Genomic DNA, 19,954 nt, shown 5'->3' on the forward strand with positions numbered 1-19,954 from the left:
CCCTACAAGGTCCTTCCCGGAGGCTGCAGCGGTGCCTGCCACGCAGATTTGCAAAGTTGAGCCTCGGGAGACTTCGCTGGGGCAGGCCCCGTGTGATGCGGGGCTCATCTCAGTTTTTTCAACTTCGGGGCGATGACCAGACGGCAATAGGAAGCGTTGGGGTTGTTCTTGTAGTAGTCCTGATGATAGTTTTCGGCCTCGTAGAACTCGCCTGCTGGGACGATTTCTGTCACAATCTTTTCTTGCAGCTTCTTCGGAAGGGATTCAATCGATCTGGTAGCTGCGTCTTTCTGCTGCGGTGTGTGATAGAAGATGACCGATCGGTACTGCGTGCCTACATCAGGTCCCTGCCGGTTCAACGAGGTCGGGTCGTGTACTTCCCAGAACACATCGAGAAGTTCCTCAAAGGAGATCTTCTTTGGGTCATATTCGATCTGCGCCACTTCGGCGTGTCCGGTGTTTCCTGAACACACCTGCTCATATGTCGGATTCTTGATATGCCCACCCATATACCCGACCTTCACCGACTTAACCCCGTCCAGAGTTTGAAACAATGCTCCGGTGCACCAGAAGCATCCAGCACCGAACGTCGCGGTCTCAAGCCGAGCCGGGTTGGGATGGTCCTCTGCCTTTTCGAATTTTAGAGCGACCGAGTTAATACAGTACCGCAGCCCTGTCGGAGGCGGACCATCGGGAAACACATGTCCAAGGTGTGCGTCGCAGCGGCTGCACAGTATTTCTGTCCGAGCCACACCCAGACTGTTGTCCAGCCGTTCAACGATGTTCTCTTTTCTGAACGGCTTCAAGAAGCTTGGCCACCCGGTGCCTGAGTCGAATTTGCCGTCTGAACTGAACAACTCAAGACCGCAACAGACGCACTTGTAAACACCCGCACCACGGTGATCGTGTAGCTCGCCGGTAAAGGCACATTCGGTGCTTCCTTGCCGGGTGACGCGATACTGCTCGGGGGTCAGGATCTTCCGCCATTCGGCGTCGGTCTTCACAACCTTGTCATTCACCTCCTGCTCTCCCTCTTGCTTTGTGTGTTTCGCATCCGGTGCTGCACAACCGTTGGATGCGATGAGAAACACTGCTGCGACCATGGCCAGGCCGGTGAATAGGAATTTCCATCTAGCTTGTGAGTCCACTTGTTTAACTCCGATAGCATTTCATTTTTCTTTGTAGAAGCCACGGCCTCCAACCCTCAAGCTCATAATACGAACTACAGCCCAGCTGTCAAGGTTCCGCGTGGGGGAGCTCGTGAAACGAGCGGCCGTCAAACGGCCCGGGCGGACCCCGTGTATCTCGCTTCGCGAGAAACGGGGCAAGCAGGTGTGGACTTTTGGACTCATGGCTCTACACGCAAAACAAGTATTGTCATTGCGAGCTGAATAGGTCCGATCCATCGTAAGATGGAGCGAGGCATATTCAGTCCTTCATCGGCGTGAGCCGATGGAGGAGTAACAAAGCGGCGAAGCAATCTGGCACAAGCAGATCCGGAGTTTATCCTGAGAGTATCGAAGGGACTCCGCTCAGGATGACAAAAGCCCGACCCCGGCGCGCATCCCAGCTGGGTACCCATGCTGTCATTCCCGCAAAGCATGCCCCCGACCTGATCGGGGGGCGGGAATCCAGAATCAGGCCAACTCTTCCCACAGGTCTCGCCAGTCTGGATTCTTCCTTTCAATCAACTCCAACTTCCACGCACGGTTCCACTTCTTGATTTGCTTCTCCCTGGTGATTGCAGAAATGATATCATCGTGCAACTCGTAGTAGACCAGGAGGTGCACGCCGTACTTCTTTGTGAAACCTTCGATGATGTCCTTTTTGTGTTCCCAGACGCGTTTGGCAAGGTTGGTAGTCACGCCGGTGTAGAGCGTTCCGTTGCGCCTGCTCGCGAGAATGTAAACGGCTGGTTGTTTCTTGTTCACGGTATCCTTCTGGATTCCCGCTTTCGCGGGAATGACAGTCTTTGTGGAATATTGTGTGGACGCTCCTCAAAGCTCTTGGCGACTCCGACGCATAGGGTCTTGTCGGAGCACTCAACGATGTAGACAAACCATTTCATCCGTCTCAAAATCCACAAGGGAAATCATGGCAGGCAGGGTGTGGATCGGGGATTTTACATTTTTCATGGGTGACCCCAATCTCAATGCTTCATCTTGAGAACTCAGGGCTTCTTGCCAAAATACACCAATAATTGTGGGTATCGGAAAGAAACATTCCGTTCAATCCTTTGGATAATAGTCTGTGGATTAATCTCTGAGAAAAGGAAGCGTTCTTGAATACGTCGTCTTCGTAAAACGATTGCTCAATAGTCCATCCTTTTGCCATAAGCAATGCTCGGATTGATGCCTCAGAATACATTCTTACATGGGTGATACAATCCCATAAGACGTAATGAGAAAATGCACAGCGCGGGTTATTGGTCGCAATAAAGAGGTATTTGGCCTTTTGGGCACTAATATCGATGAACTGCAAAACCTCAGTCGGCACCATGTGTTCTAGTACGGTAACACATACAATGATGTCAACTGGTTCCATGCTGGCGAAAGAGCCTTTTTCGGAAATCTCATCAATTTCAGTACAAGGTATGTTCATTTCATCACATATTTCCTTTACCCAACCAGAACCAGCACCATAATCAGCAACAGATGCATGATCTTTGATTATGTTTCTTACCCAAGGAAGTTTTCTCTTGCGTGCTGCTCTAAACTCGTCTGGATTCATTTCTCTTCCAAACTCCTCAAACGCTTTGATGGCGTTGTATCGTGTGAATTCTTCAGGTGTCATCATTGTGTGTTTCCTTTCTTCTATGGTCTAACTAATGAATATCCTGTTCATATGATATCCCAAACGCCGATGTTCTGCAACATGATATGACTACGGTCAGCCCGGGGGTCAGGCCCTTCGACTACGCTCAGGATGGACATGGGCCTTTGGACTTTTGACCAGAATGCAAAAATGTAGCGCCTGGCACCGGGGCGCCGTGGGTCATCCGGGCTCCTCAATACGCCTCCGGGCGGGATGTTAGAAAAATGTAAAAATGTAAAGCCAGGCACCACAGGGGTTGAGGGCGGATGGGGGCCATTCTTTTCTTCAAATTCCGCAGCGAATCCTTGACAGCCCCAGCAACTGGGGATATAAAATAGGCTCAGGCCGATCCGTCTCCGGAAAATGGGCATTTTGGGTAGAATAATAGGTTGGCCGGAACCGTACCGGGAGGTTTTCTGTGGACAGGAAAATTTGTCTGAGAAGTTGGGTAGCTTCACGGACCATTGGGGGCCGAAAATCGTTGGGCAACTGAACGATTACCATGTGAAACTCGTGAAGATCAAAGGCGAGTTTGTTTGGCACAGCCATCCAGATACTGATGAGCTCTTTCTCGTGTTGAAAGGTGACATGGTGATTGATTTCAGGGATGGAGAGAGCCATTTGTCGGCAGGCGAGATGGTCATTGTTCCGAAAGGTGTTGAGCATAAGCCTTATGCGTTGGATGAATGCCATATACTCCTAATTGAACCTGCGGGGACAAGGAATACGGGAGACGCTGGAGGCGAACTCACCGCTGAGAATGACGTGTGGATATGATTGTGTGCATCCGGGTCAGATCTGACAGCAATTTCCTAGTTTCCGGGGCGGTAAGGTAGGGCGGAGGGAGTTTCTCAATTTCGGGTGTCAGATATGAGGGTGAGTTTTTTGGCGCGGGGGAGGTGGTTGATTTGGCGTTCGCGCTTTAGGGCTTCAGACCTGTTTTTGCATTGCTCCGTGTATACCAGCCTGACGGGGCGGCGCGAGTTCGTGTACCCTCCGCCCCTGCCCTTGTTGTGTTCTTCGACCCGTCTCTTCACATCCGATGTGATTCCCGTGTAGAGAGATGAATCGTTGCATTGGACGATATAGACGTACCACACCTTGTTTCACATAACCTCTCCTCTCCCTCGATGGGAGAGCCTGTCCTCCGCGAAGTAGGAGGGGATAAAGGTGAGGGTGACAACCTAATCCATATGGGTGTCGAGCATTTTGGTTTCCCGATCTTCGATCTTACTTCTACGATCTGAGATGTCGAAGTGTCCTCCATCGGCTTACGCCGATGAAGGATCAAATATGCCTCATCCCGTCTAACGACGGGATGGGCCTATTTGGCTCCCCGGGAGGGACTCGAACCCCCGACCTAGTGGTTAACAGCCACCCGCTCTACCAATTGAGCTACCGAGGAGTGTGGATTATATGTTGGACTACTGAATTATACGAAAACGAATACCAGATGTCAACCTAGACGCAATTGTCTGGATTCGAGAGGCTCAAGAAGGAAGCGCAGGTCGAGCCTCTCACTTCTTGGCTGGCTCATAGACATTTTCGCCGCCGGTCTGGCTTTCTCGCCACTCTATCTTCTCAGTAGCGATTTTCAGCAGGCATAACTCATCAGAAGTCGGACCGTCCGGGAAGAACTGTGAAGGATCCCAGGATACCAGGTTCCAGATCCTCTTCTTCTCATCCAGGCTATCGACTATTTCGGCTCTACCGAATACAGTGGCTGCCTTCTCTCCTGAAGGATATTCCACAAAAGTAAGACAAATCCTGGGATTTTGTCGTATCTGTTTGACTTTCCTCGAGGAATTAAAGGTTATCACCCAGATGGTCATGTCATCTTCAACTATGGGCGAGATTGGACGAACTACTGGCTGGTCTCCATCGCAGGTTCCCAGGTAGGCGTGGGCACAATTCTCCTTCATTATGGCCACCATCTTGTTTCGATCAGATGAACTCATGCTTCACCCCTTTTTTCTACTATCCTGATTATACAGTTCACGAACTCCCAAGAACACATCTTTCTTCACGTGGCTGAGTTTTTGTGCTAAGCGAAGAACGCCAGACTTCAGTTCTATGAGATAGACACCCGAGGCAACCGGAGTGCCGTGGGAGTCCGTGCCATCCCAGACCAATCGGTGTGTACCTCGCTGAAACTGTTCATCTGCCAGGTTGATCACACATCGGCCACTTGCATCACAAACTGATAGTGTCACGTGATTTTCCTGTCGCCTGGTATGCAAATTTGGCTTTCTATTTTGAGGTAGAGATTTACTCTTTAGGGTTTGACCGTAAACTGTCGAACGTGTAGAATGCTTCTTTAGAGAAAGGAGGAGTCATATGGGGATATATGTTATCCTTAGTCGGCTTTCGCCTGAAGCGTTCTCTGATCCCAACGACTTCAGACAGATGGCCACTTTGGTGTCTGAAAAGATCAAAAAGGAATGTCCCGGTCTGGAATGGAAGGCCAGTTTCGCGACTCTCGGACGCTACGATGTAGTTGACATTGTGGAAGCTCAAGATCACGAGCAGGTAGAAAAAGCAGCCATGGTTATACGCGCCTATGGACATTCGACGACCGAGACTCTGGTTGCGACGCCGTGGGAAGATTTCCTTAAGGCGCTTTAGCAGGCCGGCATTGCTTCACTCTGTCTTGCATCTGCCATATCTGTGAGTGGTGGATGCTCCTATAACAGGAGGAACACGAGATGGAAATGCTTGAAAGTGCAGGCGGTGCTCTTCGTTGGGTTCTGAAACTGAAAGCAGGTGAGAGCCTTTTGGTGGTAACAGATGAGGCGCGTCTGCCCATAGGTGAGGCATTCCGTGATGCGGCAAAAGAGATGGGTGCCTTAGCTGAGATTTATGTTCTTCCTGAGAATGAGCGTCCGCTCTCAGAGATACCCAGTGATCTTTCGGGTCTTCTGAAAGACAGAAGCGTCTTCATCAATACCCTTACTAGTTTTGCCGAGGAGACGCCTTTCAGAATCAAACTGATCAAGGCCGGGATTGCAGTGGGTGCGCGGGTCGGTCACGGCCCAGGTATCACAGAGGGTATGATGATAGAAGGCCCCATGTCTGTGAACTACCCGGAGGTGGCCGGGGTTGGAAGGCGGCTCATGGCGGCGTTCGATAACGCGAACAAAGTCCATCTTACTGCTCCTGGTGGAACAGATGTGACATTCAGCATCGCGGGGAGACCTTTTGAGACAGATCTTGAAATAACTCCTGGTCACATGGGGAATCTTCCACCGGGTGAAGTTTGGTGTGCTCCTGTCGAGGACAGTGCGGATGGCGTGATTGTGAGTGACGGGTCCATCGGCGATTTGGGTCAGGTGCCTTCAGCGGTCACCATTGAGGTTGAAGGAGGGAGAGCAACAGCCTTTTCTTGTGATCAATCGCCATTCTTGGAGAAGATAAAAGAACTGACATCAGTTGATGATATGGCTTCGGTCATCGGGGAATTCGGGATAGGCGTCAATCCGAGGGCAAGAATAACAGGGAACCTTCTTGAGGATGAAAAGGCAGGCAAGACGGCACATATTGCGTTCGGCAATAATGAGACCATGCCCGGAGGGAAGAACAAGTCCAAAACCCATAGAGACTTTCTCTTTCACAAGCCGACTATAGAGGTTACATATGCAGATGGTTCCAAGAATACAGTCATGAAACAGGGTGATGTGGTGGTATAGTTGCTGAGTTGTTTTGGGCATGGTGGTTGATACGATGTCTGGAAAAACGGAAGGAGGGAAAATGAATCGTCAAATCGCACTGTCTTTCAGTCTTGCGCTTCTCCTGATTCTGGGGTGCAGCCCGAAGGTGATGGTCCCTCCAAGAATCGATCTGGGAGAATACGGTGCTATAGGTCTGGTCAATTTTACGTCGAACGCTGAGGGGAACCTGGATGAGTATGCGACACAGAAGTTCCTTGAGATGGTGAGCGAGTCGCAGCCGAGAGCACGGTTCATAGAGCTTGGGAGCCAGAAGAAGCTGCTTGAGTCAATAGGGCGGGATGAGATGGATCGTGCAGCAGTTCAGGAAATCGGAGAGAAGCACAATCTGAGCGCGGTCATTTTTGGTGACCTGTATGTTGGCGATGTCGAACCGAAGATCAGGTTCAGTTTCGATTTCCTGCCGGCTAGCGTCGAGGCTGAGGTGGACGCTTCGATGAAGGCGAAGTTGGTGGATACGAAGGACGGCGCGACTGTATGGACTGCTTCAGCACGCGACAAGAATACTGTCGCTCATGTCAGCGTATTTTCTTCTGGCGGTTTCATTTTTGACGCAGAGGACCCCGATGAGGCATACGGAGATCTGGTCGAGTCGTTGGTCAAGGAAGTATCGAGGGACCTACGGGTAACATACAAATAGAAACATAAAGAAAATCACAAATTACGAATTACCAAGTACAAGACGAAATATGAATTCACATAGCAAGGCCCCGGTCTGCTGACCGGAGCCTTGGTCGTTTCTGGGAAATCACGCGAGCATCAAGGGGAGTAGGGCATGTTCCAGTTTGGTATGAAGTCATAGTCAGTTCTGCCTTGATATACTTGATGGGCAAGTTCAGGATGTGGGCCGCCGTCAAAGTAGAATGTAAGCATGGGCCTGTGGTGGAGCCACACGACCTTACTCGGGTGTTGCGCGCCGTCTGAAACGCGGACGAATTCGTGATAATGGACATAGCCTTTCTCTGAGTAGTCTTTTGCTTTATCCATTGACCACGTATCTATGATGGCACGAACGTTGAACAGAAGAATGCCATCGTCCTCCTGTGTTGCCCACCAACTGGAAGCGCCGAACGGTCCGGTATTGTAATGCTTCCCGACCATCCTGTTCATTCCAGCCATTCTCCACCAGTGTCCCGGAATGTCGCTTGCGCCGTTGGGTCCGTCCGGAGGTCCAGCCAAATAGTAATCCTCGCCATCGAGTTTGACAACGATCCCGTGCACGAATCCTTTGCCTTTGGCGAGGGCTGCTGCTCCTGACAACCCAATAACGAGAAGTATACCCAGGGCAATGTAACCGAGCTTTTTCACGATGCTACCTCTACTGTTGATTTTCCAAACCTATCCCTGGTGATGCAAATGACCAGGGGCTTCCGACTGCGTGCTCCAAAACTAAGAATTCTCGCCTCCTTTCCTATATGGGTTGAGCCACAAAATATGTAGATTTAGAAATTTGTCAAGTCCCGTGATAGGTTTCAATACGATTTTTTCTATTTTTTTGACAAAGGCTTTCTTCAATGGTTTTCTTGGGATACGTGAGAAGCGTAGCTTCTCAGTCCCTGTCGTTTTCACCCGCGGCCTACCCCATCAGGGGAGCTCGTGAGACGAGCCGGGAAGGGAGGTCTTTGGGTTGGGAGCCTGTTATGTGGGGAAGAGCGTTGACACAGCGCAAAAAGCACGTAGAATATCCTTACGTTTTTGAGGGTTTGTATTCCAGTCCGATCGCAGATAGAGGCTTTTGATCCAAAACGCAAGGAGGATGAATTGAAGAGCGCCATGATTGCCGCTTGCCTGATATGTCTAGCCGCCCTTGCCGTTGGAGGATGCAGTTCACCATTTCGGAGGTTGCCTGAGTCAGAGGTAGATGCCGGAATGAAATTAGTCGCTGAGCGTGTTGCGACAAAAATCCTCGAGTCGGAGAGAGATGGGCTGTTTGAGCCTCTGGGTGATGAGGCCACAGCCGCTGTGCGTTCAGGTCTAACACCGGAAGTACAAAAGGAATCTTACGAAAGCATCAAAGGCATGTATGGTGACTTTCAGTCCATGGAGTACGCGGAGACCTGGGTCCCTACAGATGGTTCTTTGCTTGTTATCTATCGCTTCAGAGGGCGCTTCTCCAAAAGTGACGCAAGACCGGAAATTCGGGTTGTGATGGATGGGGAAGGAAAATTGGCAGGCCTATGGCTTAAGCCGTGGAAGTCCAGAATTCAATAGACTTATCCTGTGATTCAGAATTGATAAGGATCCTCTCCGGAACGCGGTCCTGAACTATCCATAGCGAATTTCTGTGGGAGGCGTAATGCCTTACGCTCCTACAGACTTTGACCCCGGGGCGCGAAGAATGCTGGAAGCTGTTCTATGGCGTCGTGCTAGAAGATCTCAAAAGGCAGGGGAAGGTAGTGGAATGGAGTTAGTGTACGTGGTTTGTTATTCCATGGTGGATGCCCAACAGTGCTCTTTTTTTGAGGATAGCCATCCCGGCAGTAACAATCGGAGTGATGAAGGCTCAAGCTTTGAATCGCCTAACCGCTCAAGAGGGTACCAGATGAATTCGAGTTTGCTCTCCTTTGAAGGCACAGGAAGCCTGTGGTCAATATCAGAAACTGAGATAGAAAAAACAAGATTGATCTCGTGGCTAATTCCACCGGCTTCGTCCCATGCGTGTTCAATGGTGCCAAGATATCTCTCTACTTCTGCATCCAGATCCGTCTCTTCCTTGATCTCACGAATGAGTGCGTCTCTGGCTGGCTCCCCTTTTGTGATGTGGCCTCCTGGCAGGAATGTGTTGGCTTTTCCTATGGCGTGTGCAAGAAGGATGTGATTGCCTGACACCAGTACGCCTCTTACTATTACATCTATTGCCTGGTCAATCTGGGCCAATTTCCAGTACTCCTGCTCCTTTTATCTCGCTCCGCTTCAGCATCTGAAGCGCTTTATTTGCATCCTCCAGAGGAAAACTCTGCACCTCCGTTCTGATCGGTATTTCGCCTGCGTACCGAAGAAGTTCGCGCGCATCCTCCCTTGTGCTTGCGGTGACGCTGCGTATGGTACGCTCATCGTAAAGAAGTTTGTAGTCAGTTTCAGGTATTGGAGTCATGTATATTCCTGCGAGAGCAAGGGTGGCACCCTTGTCCATGACTCTGAGCGCGTCCAGCACGAGATGTCCTGCAGGCGCAAATATGATTGCACTCTGGATACTGTCAGGGGGATTGTCCTCTGCCTTCCCCACCCATGCTGCCCCTAGCTCAGTGGCAAGATCTCGATGCTCCTTGCTTCGAGTGAACACAGAGACTTCGCATCCCCAATGGCGGGCGATCTGGATTGTGACATGTGCGGAAGCACCGAAACCATAGAGTCCTAACCTCTGTCCGGGTTTGACCTCACTCAGTCTCAATGCTCTAAATCCAATGATTCCGGCACAGAGAAGAGGAGCCGCGGCAGTGTCACTAAAACTTTTTGGTATTGGGTATGCGAAGGCTTCCTTAGCCACTGCATATTCAGCATAGCCGCCGTCCACGTGGTATCCAGTAAACTGGGCATTCACGCAGAGATTCTCCAGCCCCCTTTTGCAGTAGTCGCACTCTCCGCAAGTGCAGGAGAGCCAGGGTACTCCCACTCTGTCTCCCTTCTTGAAGGTCGAGGTTTCGGGCCCGAGGCCTTCCACCAGTCCCACAATTTGGTGCCCCGGTATGAGAGGGAGTCTGGGTAGATCAAGTTCCCCTTCTAAGGTATGAAGGTCGGTATGGCATATTCCACATGCCTTTAATCTTATGAGTATCTCCCCCTTGCCAGGCTTTGGTCTTTCAACATCCTCAAGTCTGAGTGGATTCTCTTCGATCGGCCCAGGCGTGTTCAGCACCATCGCCTTCATAACGTAAATAGAGTATTGCATCGATAGTGACTAGTCAAGAGATTCTCACGCTGCACGCTCTACGATAGCAGTCAGCTCTCAGCTTCCAACAACCCAAAACCTCTGAACCACAGATTAGCACAGATTATCACAAGATTCTTTTTCTGGTTCGGGTTCAGCCATGAGGATATGGTTTGAATCCGTGTCAATCTCGTGTAATCTGTGGTTACAAGTGTTTTCAATTTCGCAATTTCGTGGTTTCGTAATCTCGTATTTTGTGTCAGGATCTTGTGTAATCTTGTGGTTGCAATCCATGACGTACAGCGACGGATGGGTGGAAGGGCTTGACTGCCAGGTGAGGGAGCGGTAACATAGTGAGAGAGAGGCGAAAAAGTGAGATTCAAGGGAATGATAATAAGACCTCCAAGTGAGGCTGATAGCTACCTCCTTCAAATAACCTACGGATGTTCGCACAACAAGTGCACATTCTGTCCTACGTACCTGGACAAAAAGTTTGGCGTCAGGCCACCAGAGGAGGTCTTTGAGGATATTGAGCTTGCCTCCAATAGTTACCCTCAAACTCGACGGGTCTTTCTTTGCGATGGAAACGCTCTTGTACTCCAGAACAGACGGCTCATGCCAATACTCGAAAGAATCTACACAGCATTTCCCAGTCTGCAAAGGGTGGGCATCTATGCCAATGCGCGTGATATATTGAGAAAGAGCATGGAGGAACTGGAGGAACTCAGGGAGAAGAAGCTTGACCTGATATACATGGGGCTTGAGAGTGGTAGCGATGAGGTTCTTCGGAAGGTGAAGAAGGGTTCGACTGTCAGGGAGATCATAGACTCCGTGAAAAAAGCGAGGCGCGCCGGAATAAAGGTTTCGGTCATAGGCTTGTTGGGTCTGGGGGGAAAGACACTATCACACGAACACGCAGTCAAGACAGGAAAAGCGGTGAGTGAGATGGATCCACTCTACTTCTCCTTGCTGTCGTTAATGCTTGTGCCTGGAACTGAGCTCCACACCGAGTGGGAGAGGGGTGAGTTTGAGATGCCAGAACCCATAGAGCTCCTGCAGGAGATGAAGATAATAATTGATAACCTTGAGGGTTTGAGCGGGTGCATCTTCAGAACGAATCATGCTTCCAACTACCTACCCCTGGCCGGAAGGCTTCCTCGGGACAGAGAGAAACTGCTTGCTACGATTGATAGTGCGGTTTCCCAGGGAGAATCGGCTCTGAGGCCGGAAAGCTGGCGAGCACTTTGACATTTCTGATGAAAAATAAACGGCACCCATATGGGGCGCCGTTTATCTCGCAAGGTTGAAAAGAGGAAGGCTTGAAACAGCGCGTCTCAAGACCTACCAATATGTTTTCTTCTTCCTTCTGGCTGCTGTTTTTCTTTTCTTCTTTTTCTTTGCTGTCTTCTTTTTCGGTTTTGCAGCGGCCTTCATCGATTTTTCTAGTTTCTTCACAGCGAACTTGGTCTTTTTCAGTTCTCTCTCAAGGCCGGTTGCCTTTTTTTTCTTCACCTTGATCATGTACTTGATCTGTGCAGCGGTCTTCTTCCTGGCCATGAGGTCCTCCTCCACTAGGTTTTGTATCCCACCGAGGTCAGGCGTGAATGCCCAACCTCATCCCTCCAACACCTCTTGAACCTCTTCAATAATAAGACAATCCACCTCCCTTCCTTCCAACCCCAGCGAAACAACACAAAAAAGAAAGGAACCCCCCGAGGTTCCTTCGTGAAAGGTTCCCTTCAACATAGGATTCCTAGACACATCTGTATTTTAGTGCGTTAAGGTTATGATTGCAACAGGAAATTACACAGTCATAAGAAAGAATTCCAATAACCAAGCACCAAATTACAAACAAATTCCAATGACAAAATCTCGAGCTCCAAACCGGAGCCGTCATCTGTTTGGAATTTGCGTCATTGGTTATTGGTCATTATTTGGAATCTGGTGCTTGGAATTCGTGATTTGGCCCTGGAGTCAGTTCATCCAGCAATGGGAGAAAAACAAGGAAATCAAATGTGTTGAACTGTTATTCAATAAGCACTAGAATCACAGCCTTATGATGGTTCATGATTGCACATGAGGATTGAGATGCTTGTTCTATTTGACATAGATGGCACACTGTTGAGAAGAGTTCCTCCCGAGGAAAGTGGCCGTAAGGTCTCGGTGAAGGAGGAGGCCTTCATGCATACGCTGAGGAGATTATGGTCTGTGGATGAAGGGTTCTATACCAGTGTCGTAGGAAGCAACCTCGAAGGAATGACCGACCTGACCATAATGGAGAAGCTGGCCGGAGGACTGGGGGTTGCGGCTGATCAAGTTCGCAGCCGCACCGAAGAGGTGAAAAAGGTCTTGATAGAAGAATTTGAAAAACTTGTGAAGAAATATGCTCCAACCAATGAGTATGTGATTCTGCCCGGAGTAAGGGAGTTGCTTGAAGAACTCAAGGCCCGACAGGCAAAACTTGGGCTGGCAACGGGCAATCTTGAGCACTTCGCGATGTATAAGATGAGGCTCATGAAGCTGGATCAGTATTTCACTCTGGGAGCCTTCGGGGATCACAGCTTTGAGAGAAGAGAGATTGTGAAGAAGGCTTTGAGAGAAGGTGCCCAGGAGAAATCGTTTCTCGTTGGGGATACCCCGGCTGATATTGAGGCAGGCCATTCCTGCAATATTGGTGTGATAGCGGTGGTCACAGGTAAGCACAGTCTGCAAGAGTTGGAAGCTTGCTCACCAGAACTGCTAGTCAAATCCCTGACCGAAAGAGACCGGATCTTGAGATACCTGGGTTTCTAGAAAGATTGCCTCTTCTCGTACGCTCGCAATTCCAATAACCAAGCACCAAATTACAAACAAATTCGAATGACCAAATCTCAAGCTCCAAACTAGAAGCGCCCGTTGTTTGGGATTTGGGGCATTGGTTGTTGGTGATTATTTGGAATTCGGTGCTTGGAATTTGTGATTTAAACGTAGACTTAGTTGAGTCAACAGAATCGGAGAGGAACCAAAAGATTGAATGAAAGCAAGGCCGGAGGCCACTCTGAGTAATTCCTCAGACGTGGAGCCATAGCGTTTTCTAGCATGCCCTTTCGTGTTTGCCTTCAATGAGAGCACGCAGAAGCTGAATCCGTCCGATGTGCAGCGCCGTATGCGCCGTGGTGATGAAAAGCCAGTGAGCCACGCTCAGGCGCTGATCTGAAGTAGATGGCACCTTGTGAAAATCTTCGTCAGTAAGTGCCCCGATGTACTCGTGACTTCTTTCGCGCACGTCCTTGACCCAGTCGAGAACATCCTGCACAGAACCCATCGACTGGCGGATCTTTTCAGTGGCGCACCACTCTGGACCGAAGACCTCGAACTGTTCGGGAATTATTGTAGGTTCAAGGCTCTGAAGAAACATTCCTATGTGCGATCGTTCTCTGTGCGCAATGTGTCCCACGTGCCAGAGAATGCAAAGGCTGTTTGGTTCTGGAACCCAGAAGAGTTGTTCCTCGGAAAGTCCGTCAATCTCCCTGAGCGGGTCTGCATACCAGAAGCCTCTGCCATAGAGAAAGTAGGCAAGATCTTTCCATTCGTGCATGAGTTCCTCCTTCTCGCTGCTCATTATCTTCTCATCCATTCTATAGCTTTTTTGGCTGCCTCCTCGGGAACTCTGTGGCCTCCCTCAAAGTCATAAGACGTGACGTCATAACCGTACTTTGTCAGGAAATCCTTTGCCTTGATGCCCGCCTCATGCTCAACTACTCCGTCTTCCGTGCCATGGGCTATGAACACTCTGAGACCCTTGGCACCTTTGACAGATGTGTCTGTTAGCCAGTCTTCATCAAGCCAGCCACCGAAGCATATCAAACCCTTAAAAAGAGGACTGTACCGTAGTCCCGTCGTATAGGTTTGAGCGCATCCCTGGGAAAATCCGAGAAGATATGCTTCGTCAATCTTGTAACGCTTGCGCAGATTCTCCACTACTAATGCAACGTAGTCGTCGGACATTGCCGAGGTCTTCTTCCCGAGTCCCTTTTGGCCCGGACCCCAAAGGCGCCAGCTGTACCCTATCTCTTTGCCAGAAGAGAATGGGTAGGGGGCTTGGGGTGAGGCGTATATGAAGTCGGGCTTTCCGAACTTCTCCCAGAGAGTTATGAATCTATCAGGGTTACTGCCGAGTCCGTGCAGTCCAACAAGAAGAGGATAGCTCTTGGTTGAATCATAATCTTCTGGCAAACGGATTCGGCACTTGAAAAGTGCAGGGGCATCGACGTGAATGATGTTTCCCAGGGCCTCGGTCTTTCTCTTTATCTGGGAGGCTATGCTGTCCACTACTGCATCAAATACTTTCTTCCCTCTTACTTTGTCGAAGTCGGGGTCTTCTTTTATGTGCTCGATGTCTTCAAAGCCCGCCGTGACCGATCTTTCAACATACTTGGCCGCGAGTGTGTCTTTCCCCAGAAGCCCATAGCAGCATGCAAGGTTGTATATGGAATTCGCATTGTTGATGTCGTATCTCAAGAAGACGAGGTAATACCTGGCAGCCTCCTCAATGTCTTTTGATTGATAGGCGTCGTATGCTTTCTTGGCGTAGTCTCTGAGATCCACGTCCAGGAAGTCCCCGATGTCTTCACGAAAAGGATCTATGATCTCCGGACGGGACCAATCAACATCTACTGCCTTTTCAGTCTGGGGTGGCTCACTGAACGCAGGGAAAGAAAAAGCAACGCACAGCAAACAAAAGATCCCTATCCATTCGCAAAGGGTACGCATCAAAATACCTCCTTTTCACGTGGAGGGCCCACAGTTTAGGATAATAACGAGGTCTGCAGAATGTTACGGATGGTTTTCAGGCTAGTCCAGATATTTCGCTTCACTTGAGCCGCGCTGGATGACATTGAACGATTCAGCAAGCTCACAGCCAAGGCTGAACCCGTTTACGGCCGAACTTGCCAGCTTCAGATTGAGGGCCTGCCATGGGCCATACATTTTCTCATAGATTGATGTGAACTGTCTTATCAGCTTCTCTTGAGTTGATATGTCCACATAACAAAGAGGGAACGGCGAGGTAGGCAGCCCCGGTGCAAGATATAAACTGATAATCTCCCGGTAGGGAGGCAAGGAGATCTCGGGAATCTTAAAACGTGCATAAGAGACTGCATCCAGGACGATAACCGAAGTATATCTGTGATCTGGATGTCCCGGACCGGTGGCCCAAAGCTGGTTCCAGGTTATGATGATGGTGGGCTTGATCTCCCTGATCAACTCGGCGACCTTCAGCGAGGCTTCTCTTGAAGGATAGATCGCGGTGTCCTCGAAGTCGAGACATCTGGCCTCTGCACCGACGAGTTTTGCGACCTCCTCGGCTTGCTTGGTCCGTGCGACTCTCTTCTCTTCATCAGTTCCGTCCAAAAAGGAAGTTCTTGTCCCCGGGGTCATGCAGGCCATGATAATCCTGTCGCCCCTTTTGGCATGGTTTGCTATAGTTCCAATAGCAGCCAGCTCATCATCAGGATGTGCGAAAATCGATAGCAGCGTCTTTTTCACGGGCGTCATTATAGACTTGCTCGCGAGGACTTTCAATCACAAATTGCAGATGGCTGGGCCAGAACCTCTTAGCCACAGAGAACACAGAGATCATTTCTTGTGCAAAACCTCTGAACCACAGATTACACAAGATTAACACAGAGAAACACTGAGCCCAGGGTAGAACCATGAATGGGGAATCTTGTGGTAATCTCTTAATAATCTGTGGTTGTTGGTTTTATTTTCGATTTTTGGATTTTCGCAATTTCGAAGGTTGGGCTGGGGGTCGGGCGGAGTTTCGAAGGTGCGGTGAGGGGTAGATGGGAATTTCGAGGGTGTAGTGGGCGGGGCCGGGAGTTTGGTGATTTCGTCCTCTGTGGTCACAGGACCCGCACCGAGGTTGCCTTGAATGTCGCGTAGACTTTGAGTCCCGGGGACAGGCGGAGCTCCTCAAGTGAACCCCTAGTTATTGACGAAACAAGTTCAGTCCCGACGTCCAGGTATACATTGACCAAGGAATCTTCAAGCGATATTCGCTTAATCGTCCCCGGAATGCAGTTTCTGGCACTCGATTCTAGTTCTTCGAGAGAGAGGAGCACGTCCTGAGGGTCGATGGCTATGTGGCCCTTGCCCTCTTTCAATGTGGCAACAGATATGTTGATACCGCACTTCAGAGTGGCGACATTGTTCAAGATGGAGCAGGGGAATACATTTTCTGGGGAGACATCGACCATTTTGCCTGCCACCAGGGAGACCATGTTGTCACTGAGCCTGTAAGCCTGGTGGAAATCATGGGTAGACATGATTACGGTCATTCCTTCTGATTTCAGGCGTAACGCGATCTGTTCTATCATCTCGGAACTGATCTTGTCGATGTTTGCTGTGGGTTCATCTAGAAGCAGGACTTCGGGCTCCAGAACCACCGATCTTGCAATGGCCACTCTCTTGCTCTCGCCGCCTGACAGGGTATCGGTTCTTCTGTGCTCAAATCCTCCAAGTCCTACTTCATCCAGAGCGGAGCTGACCGACCTTTTGATGAATGATGGATCGTGCCGCCTTACCCTCAGGCCATAGGAGACGTTCATCCCTACAGAACCATCAAAGAGATAGTGGTCCTGGATAACCATGCTCACCGACCTTCTCACCTTTTGAGGTACGGTTGCGTCCGGACCAAACAGGCCTCCTTTGAATTCAATGGTTCCTTTGGTTGGTCTTTCCAGGAAGGAAGTGAGTTTCATGAGGGTGGTCTTCCCGGAACCGTTAGGTCCAACTATCGTGTGCAGGAGGCCAGATTCTAAAGACAGACTCTCCACATCGAGTACCATCTCATCCTGGTAGGACTTCTGAACCCCTCTTAATCTGTAGATCTCGATGTTCTTTCCTCCAGAAAATGGAGCAGCACGTTTATGCACAGTGCCACAGTCAGGAGCATTATCCCCAAACCCAACCCCAGAGAGATCTCGCCCCGGCTGGTTTGAAAGGCTATACCTGTGGTGAGGTTTCTGGTGTAGTGTCTTATGTTACCACCCAGCATCATAGACACCCCGACCTCGCCAAACACTCTCCCGAATCCGGCGACCATGGCAGCCATTATAGCGAAACTTCCTTCTCTCAGGATTGCGAGATTGGATTGAAAAGGCGTAGCGCCCAAAGATACGGCGGTGGGTGCAACACGCCTGTCCACACCGCTAAGGGCAGAGAGGGTAAGCATGGTCACTATGGGGAACGCGAGAATGAATTGGCCGATCACCATAGCGGTCTGGGTGTACATGAGTCTCATGCCCCCCATAGGGCCTGATCTGGAAAGAAGAGAGTAGACAAAAAGGCCCACTACAACGGTGGGCAGAGCAAGAAGGGTTCTTAAGATGGTGATGAGGACTCTACGTCCGGGGAAAGTGTGAAATGCCACGAAGAACCCGGCAGGCAGACCTGCTGCAGAGGCCAGAAACGTTGACAGTGAGGAGACTCTGATAGATACGAGAGCTATACGATACAGCTCCGCATCTCTGCCGAATATCATCTTTACGGCTTCTGCGAATCCCTGCAGGATGTGACTCATGTATTTCTAGTCTACCCTATTAGTGAGCGTTGGGAGTAAATAATATCTGTCCAAACCTCTTGTACTCCCCAATCATCCTCTGGCACTCTGGCGAGGTGAGCCAGCCTATGAGCGCCATGGCATAGACGTAATTGGCATCTGGATACCTGGCAGGGCTGACCGCAATAACCCCATACGGATTAAACAGCTTCTCGTCGCCCTCACAGAGCACTGTCAGGTCTATCTTGTCCTTGAATGTAAGATAGGTCCCTCTGTCAGTAAGACAGTAAGCCTGTTTCTCATTCGCAATCTGGATAGTGGCGCCCATGCCCTGTCCTGATTCGATGTACCACTTCCCCGAAGGGGTAATTCTTGCACCCACCCAAAGCGACAACTCCTTCCTGTGAGTTCCGGAATCATCTCCTCTTGAGACAAAAGCTGCTCTGTTTTGAGCTATTCTTCTTAGAGCTTCGGATGCATCCTTCAGCCCCTTCGTTTCCGCAGGATCATCTTTGGGACCTACCATGACGAAATCGTTATACATCAGATCCCGTCTGTTGACGCCAAAATCCTCGGCGACGAAAGCTTCCTCTGCCTCTCTCGCGTGCACCATGATCAGATCCACATCGCCGTTCTTGCCCAGTTTGAACGCCTTTCCTGTTCCCACGGCGACAACGTCCACCTTGACATTGAACATCTTCTCAAAAGGCGGCAGGATTTCAAATAAGAGGCCAGAGTTCTCTGTGCTTGTGGTGGTGGCGAGCCTGAGCCGGGGACGAGGTCTTTGTGGTCCTACCCGGGCGCATGAAAGAGACAGGATGGCAAGAAGGATCAACAATGCTTGTGTTTTCTTCTTCAATGTCTGGTTCCCTTGAGGTGTTCTCTTCATTACTTCAAATGCAGAGCACACAAAGATTCCTGGTGCTCAGTACGCAGGTATCGGTCCTGGTGGCTGTGTTTCATAGCCTCCTGCTTCTGCCAGCACTTTCTTGAATCTTGCAGACTTCAGATCTTCCAAAAGGATTTGAAAAGAGCGCATTTGTGTGGCTTCCTTTCTTACGAGAATGTCGAATCTTTCTTTTCTCAGAGGGACAAACCCGAGCCCAAACATTTTTGCGGCAGAGCGTATCCCGAGCCCGGCATCTGCCTTCCCCCGGGATATTGTCGTGGCAACCTCGATGTGCGTTCCAACTTCTCTCGTATAGCCGACAATTTGAGAGGTTGTGAGTCCTGCCTTGGTCAGAAGGAGATCGAAGAGGGCTCTTGTTCCTGTTCCTTTTTTCCTGTTGACGAATCTTATTCCAGGGAAGATCAAATCCTCAATTCCGGCAATTCCGAATGGGTTACCCTTTCTAACCAGGAGTCCCTGTTCCCTCAGAGCGAATGGGAAGATGAGAATGTTCCTTCGGGTTTTTCGGTCAAGGAATGGAAGGTTGTATTCACCGGTGGTTGGGTCAAAAAGGTGGGCAGCGGCAGCATGCGCGTCTCCTTTCTCCAACGCCTTCAGTCCCGAAAAACTCCCTACCCTGGCAAAGTAGATGAGGGACTCGGATGCTCTGACAGATAGGGAACTAACCCCGGATTCCAGGATCGGATCATTGCTTCCAGCTATGAGGAACACATCCTTTTTTGCTGAGATGGATGATTGGACACTGACGGTTGATTGTAAAAGCCAGTTGTCCACCAGTTCTCTCGGGAAGAGCCACTTCCCCGTGGCCTTGGTGGCTGGGAGGGCGGCATCCCTTACAAGCAGGTAGACCTTTTTCTCATTGACATCAAGGTACTCTGCGATTTCAGCAGTGTTCATGAACTTCTCAGACAAGGTCCTCTCCTTTTGGGCAAGGCTATTAGAGCGATCATGCGCTTCTTTAGCTCGTTGTCAAGAATAAAATCACCTAAAATAACCTATTCTTACAACCTTCGAGTTATACGCTCTACGCTGCACGAAAAGGTCAGGCGTGAACCGATGGAGGAGTAGCAAAGCAATAGCGAAGCAATCTGGCA

At 50.0% G+C, this 19,954-nt stretch carries 24 protein-coding genes and 1 tRNA gene; 7 read left to right on the plus strand and 18 right to left on the minus strand.

The annotated features are described in order from the left end of the window. Positions 1-104: 104 nt before the first annotated feature. The 3 genes from E3J62_02775 to E3J62_02785 form a co-directional block, all read right to left on the minus strand. Positions 105-1,103: a bifunctional methionine sulfoxide reductase B/A protein gene (locus tag E3J62_02775; GenBank protein TET46948.1), complete on the minus strand. Its 999-nt coding sequence runs from the start codon at positions 1,101-1,103 to the stop codon at positions 105-107. Positions 1,104-1,637: 534 nt separating this feature from the next. Then, entirely contained in the window at positions 1,638-1,931 is a 294-nt protein-coding gene (locus E3J62_02780; GenBank protein ID TET46906.1) for a GIY-YIG nuclease family protein, read from the minus strand. Positions 1,932-2,157: 226 nt separating this feature from the next. Beyond that, positions 2,158-2,796 (minus strand): hypothetical protein, encoded by a 639-nt coding sequence (locus tag E3J62_02785; protein ID TET46907.1) that lies wholly within the window; start codon positions 2,794-2,796, stop codon positions 2,158-2,160. Positions 2,797-3,177: 381 nt separating this feature from the next. Here E3J62_02785 and E3J62_02790 point away from each other — a divergent pair, with 381 nt between their 5' ends. Beyond that, the gene (locus E3J62_02790) at positions 3,178-3,591 is read left to right on the plus strand and encodes a cupin domain-containing protein (GenBank protein TET46908.1); all 414 of its coding nucleotides are present in this window, start codon (positions 3,178-3,180) and stop codon (positions 3,589-3,591) included. 74 nt (positions 3,592-3,665) lie between these two features. Here E3J62_02790 and E3J62_02795 read toward each other — a convergent pair whose 3' ends face one another. From E3J62_02795 to E3J62_02810, 4 genes are all read right to left on the minus strand, one after another. Continuing rightward, a complete protein-coding gene (locus tag E3J62_02795) occupies positions 3,666-3,914 on the minus strand; it encodes a GIY-YIG nuclease family protein (GenBank protein TET46909.1) in 249 nt (82 codons plus the stop codon). A 229-nt stretch (positions 3,915-4,143) separates the two neighbouring features. Continuing rightward, positions 4,144-4,219 (minus strand) — tRNA-Asn (locus E3J62_02800). Positions 4,220-4,331: 112 nt separating this feature from the next. Next, on the minus strand, positions 4,332-4,772 hold the full coding sequence (locus tag E3J62_02805; protein ID TET46910.1) for a hypothetical protein: 441 nt from the start codon (positions 4,770-4,772) through the stop codon (positions 4,332-4,334). Positions 4,773-4,775: 3 nt separating this feature from the next. Beyond that, on the minus strand, positions 4,776-5,054 hold the full coding sequence (locus tag E3J62_02810; GenBank protein TET46911.1) for a hypothetical protein: 279 nt from the start codon (positions 5,052-5,054) through the stop codon (positions 4,776-4,778). A gap of 97 nt (positions 5,055-5,151) precedes the next feature. Between E3J62_02810 and E3J62_02815 the strand changes: the two genes are divergently transcribed. The 3 genes from E3J62_02815 to E3J62_02825 all read left to right on the plus strand — a co-directional run bounded on the left by E3J62_02815 (position 5,152) and on the right by E3J62_02825 (position 7,179). Beyond that, complete coding sequence (locus tag E3J62_02815) at positions 5,152-5,439, plus strand: GYD domain-containing protein (GenBank protein TET46912.1); 288 nt, start codon at positions 5,152-5,154, stop codon at positions 5,437-5,439. A gap of 80 nt (positions 5,440-5,519) precedes the next feature. Further along, positions 5,520-6,500 (plus strand): leucyl aminopeptidase, encoded by a 981-nt coding sequence (locus E3J62_02820; protein TET46913.1) that lies wholly within the window; start codon positions 5,520-5,522, stop codon positions 6,498-6,500. A gap of 61 nt (positions 6,501-6,561) precedes the next feature. After that, positions 6,562-7,179: a hypothetical protein gene (locus tag E3J62_02825; GenBank protein TET46914.1), complete on the plus strand. Its 618-nt coding sequence runs from the start codon at positions 6,562-6,564 to the stop codon at positions 7,177-7,179. A gap of 119 nt (positions 7,180-7,298) precedes the next feature. Here the strand turns inward: E3J62_02825 and E3J62_02830 are convergent, their stop codons facing one another. Beyond that, positions 7,299-7,847, minus strand: a complete 549-nt coding sequence (locus E3J62_02830; GenBank protein ID TET46915.1) for a hypothetical protein — start codon at positions 7,845-7,847, stop codon at positions 7,299-7,301. A gap of 453 nt (positions 7,848-8,300) precedes the next feature. Between E3J62_02830 and E3J62_02835 the strand changes: the two genes are divergently transcribed. Then, positions 8,301-8,750 (plus strand): hypothetical protein, encoded by a 450-nt coding sequence (locus E3J62_02835; protein TET46916.1) that lies wholly within the window; start codon positions 8,301-8,303, stop codon positions 8,748-8,750. A 213-nt stretch (positions 8,751-8,963) separates the two neighbouring features. Here the strand turns inward: E3J62_02835 and E3J62_02840 are convergent, their stop codons facing one another. Both E3J62_02840 and E3J62_02845 read right to left on the minus strand, forming a co-directional pair. Further along, positions 8,964-9,416, minus strand: a complete 453-nt coding sequence (locus E3J62_02840; protein TET46917.1) for an NUDIX domain-containing protein — start codon at positions 9,414-9,416, stop codon at positions 8,964-8,966. After that, positions 9,403-10,407, minus strand: a complete 1,005-nt coding sequence (locus tag E3J62_02845) for a zinc-binding alcohol dehydrogenase family protein (protein TET46949.1) — start codon at positions 10,405-10,407, stop codon at positions 9,403-9,405. Before E3J62_02845 ends, E3J62_02840 begins: the two co-directional genes overlap by 14 nt. A 372-nt stretch (positions 10,408-10,779) precedes the next feature. Here E3J62_02845 and E3J62_02850 point away from each other — a divergent pair, with 372 nt between their 5' ends. Further along, positions 10,780-11,655: a radical SAM protein gene (locus E3J62_02850; GenBank protein TET46918.1), complete on the plus strand. Its 876-nt coding sequence runs from the start codon at positions 10,780-10,782 to the stop codon at positions 11,653-11,655. A 93-nt stretch (positions 11,656-11,748) separates the two neighbouring features. On the opposite strand, the gene E3J62_02855 is transcribed toward E3J62_02850, so the two are convergent. After that, complete coding sequence (locus E3J62_02855) at positions 11,749-11,964, minus strand: hypothetical protein (GenBank protein ID TET46919.1); 216 nt, start codon at positions 11,962-11,964, stop codon at positions 11,749-11,751. Between the two features lie 519 nt (positions 11,965-12,483). On the opposite strand from E3J62_02855, the gene E3J62_02860 reads away from it, so the two are divergent. Next, positions 12,484-13,200, plus strand: coding sequence for an HAD family hydrolase (locus tag E3J62_02860; protein TET46920.1), 717 nt, complete (start codon positions 12,484-12,486; stop codon positions 13,198-13,200). A 280-nt stretch (positions 13,201-13,480) separates the two neighbouring features. Here E3J62_02860 and E3J62_02865 read toward each other — a convergent pair whose 3' ends face one another. From E3J62_02865 to E3J62_02895, 7 genes are all read right to left on the minus strand, one after another. Beyond that, the gene (locus E3J62_02865) at positions 13,481-14,023 is read right to left on the minus strand and encodes a DUF664 domain-containing protein (protein ID TET46921.1); all 543 of its coding nucleotides are present in this window, start codon (positions 14,021-14,023) and stop codon (positions 13,481-13,483) included. Continuing rightward, the gene (locus tag E3J62_02870; GenBank protein TET46922.1) at positions 14,008-15,159 is read right to left on the minus strand and encodes a hypothetical protein; all 1,152 of its coding nucleotides are present in this window, start codon (positions 15,157-15,159) and stop codon (positions 14,008-14,010) included. The genes E3J62_02865 and E3J62_02870 overlap by 16 nt, the downstream gene beginning before the upstream one ends. 81 nt (positions 15,160-15,240) lie before the next feature. After that, positions 15,241-15,942, minus strand: a complete 702-nt coding sequence (locus E3J62_02875; protein TET46923.1) for a PIG-L family deacetylase — start codon at positions 15,940-15,942, stop codon at positions 15,241-15,243. Between the two features lie 350 nt (positions 15,943-16,292). Continuing rightward, positions 16,293-17,324 carry an ATP-binding cassette domain-containing protein gene (locus E3J62_02880; GenBank protein TET46924.1) on the minus strand — a complete coding sequence of 344 codons (1,032 nt, stop codon included), beginning with the start codon at positions 17,322-17,324 and terminating at the stop codon, positions 16,293-16,295. Beyond that, a complete protein-coding gene (locus E3J62_02885; GenBank protein TET46925.1) occupies positions 17,267-17,971 on the minus strand; it encodes an ABC transporter permease subunit in 705 nt (234 codons plus the stop codon). Before E3J62_02885 ends, E3J62_02880 begins: the two co-directional genes overlap by 58 nt. 19 nt (positions 17,972-17,990) lie before the next feature. Further along, entirely contained in the window at positions 17,991-18,839 is an 849-nt protein-coding gene (locus E3J62_02890) for a tungsten ABC transporter substrate-binding protein (protein ID TET46926.1), read from the minus strand. 36 nt (positions 18,840-18,875) lie between these two features. Continuing rightward, entirely contained in the window at positions 18,876-19,772 is an 897-nt protein-coding gene (locus E3J62_02895) for a helix-turn-helix domain-containing protein (protein ID TET46927.1), read from the minus strand. Positions 19,773-19,954: the final 182 nt, after the last annotated feature.

The sequence above is a fragment of the candidate division TA06 bacterium genome (assembly GCA_004376575.1).
Lineage (GTDB): Bacteria > Hydrothermota > DG-26 > E44-bin18 > E44-bin18 > E44-bin18.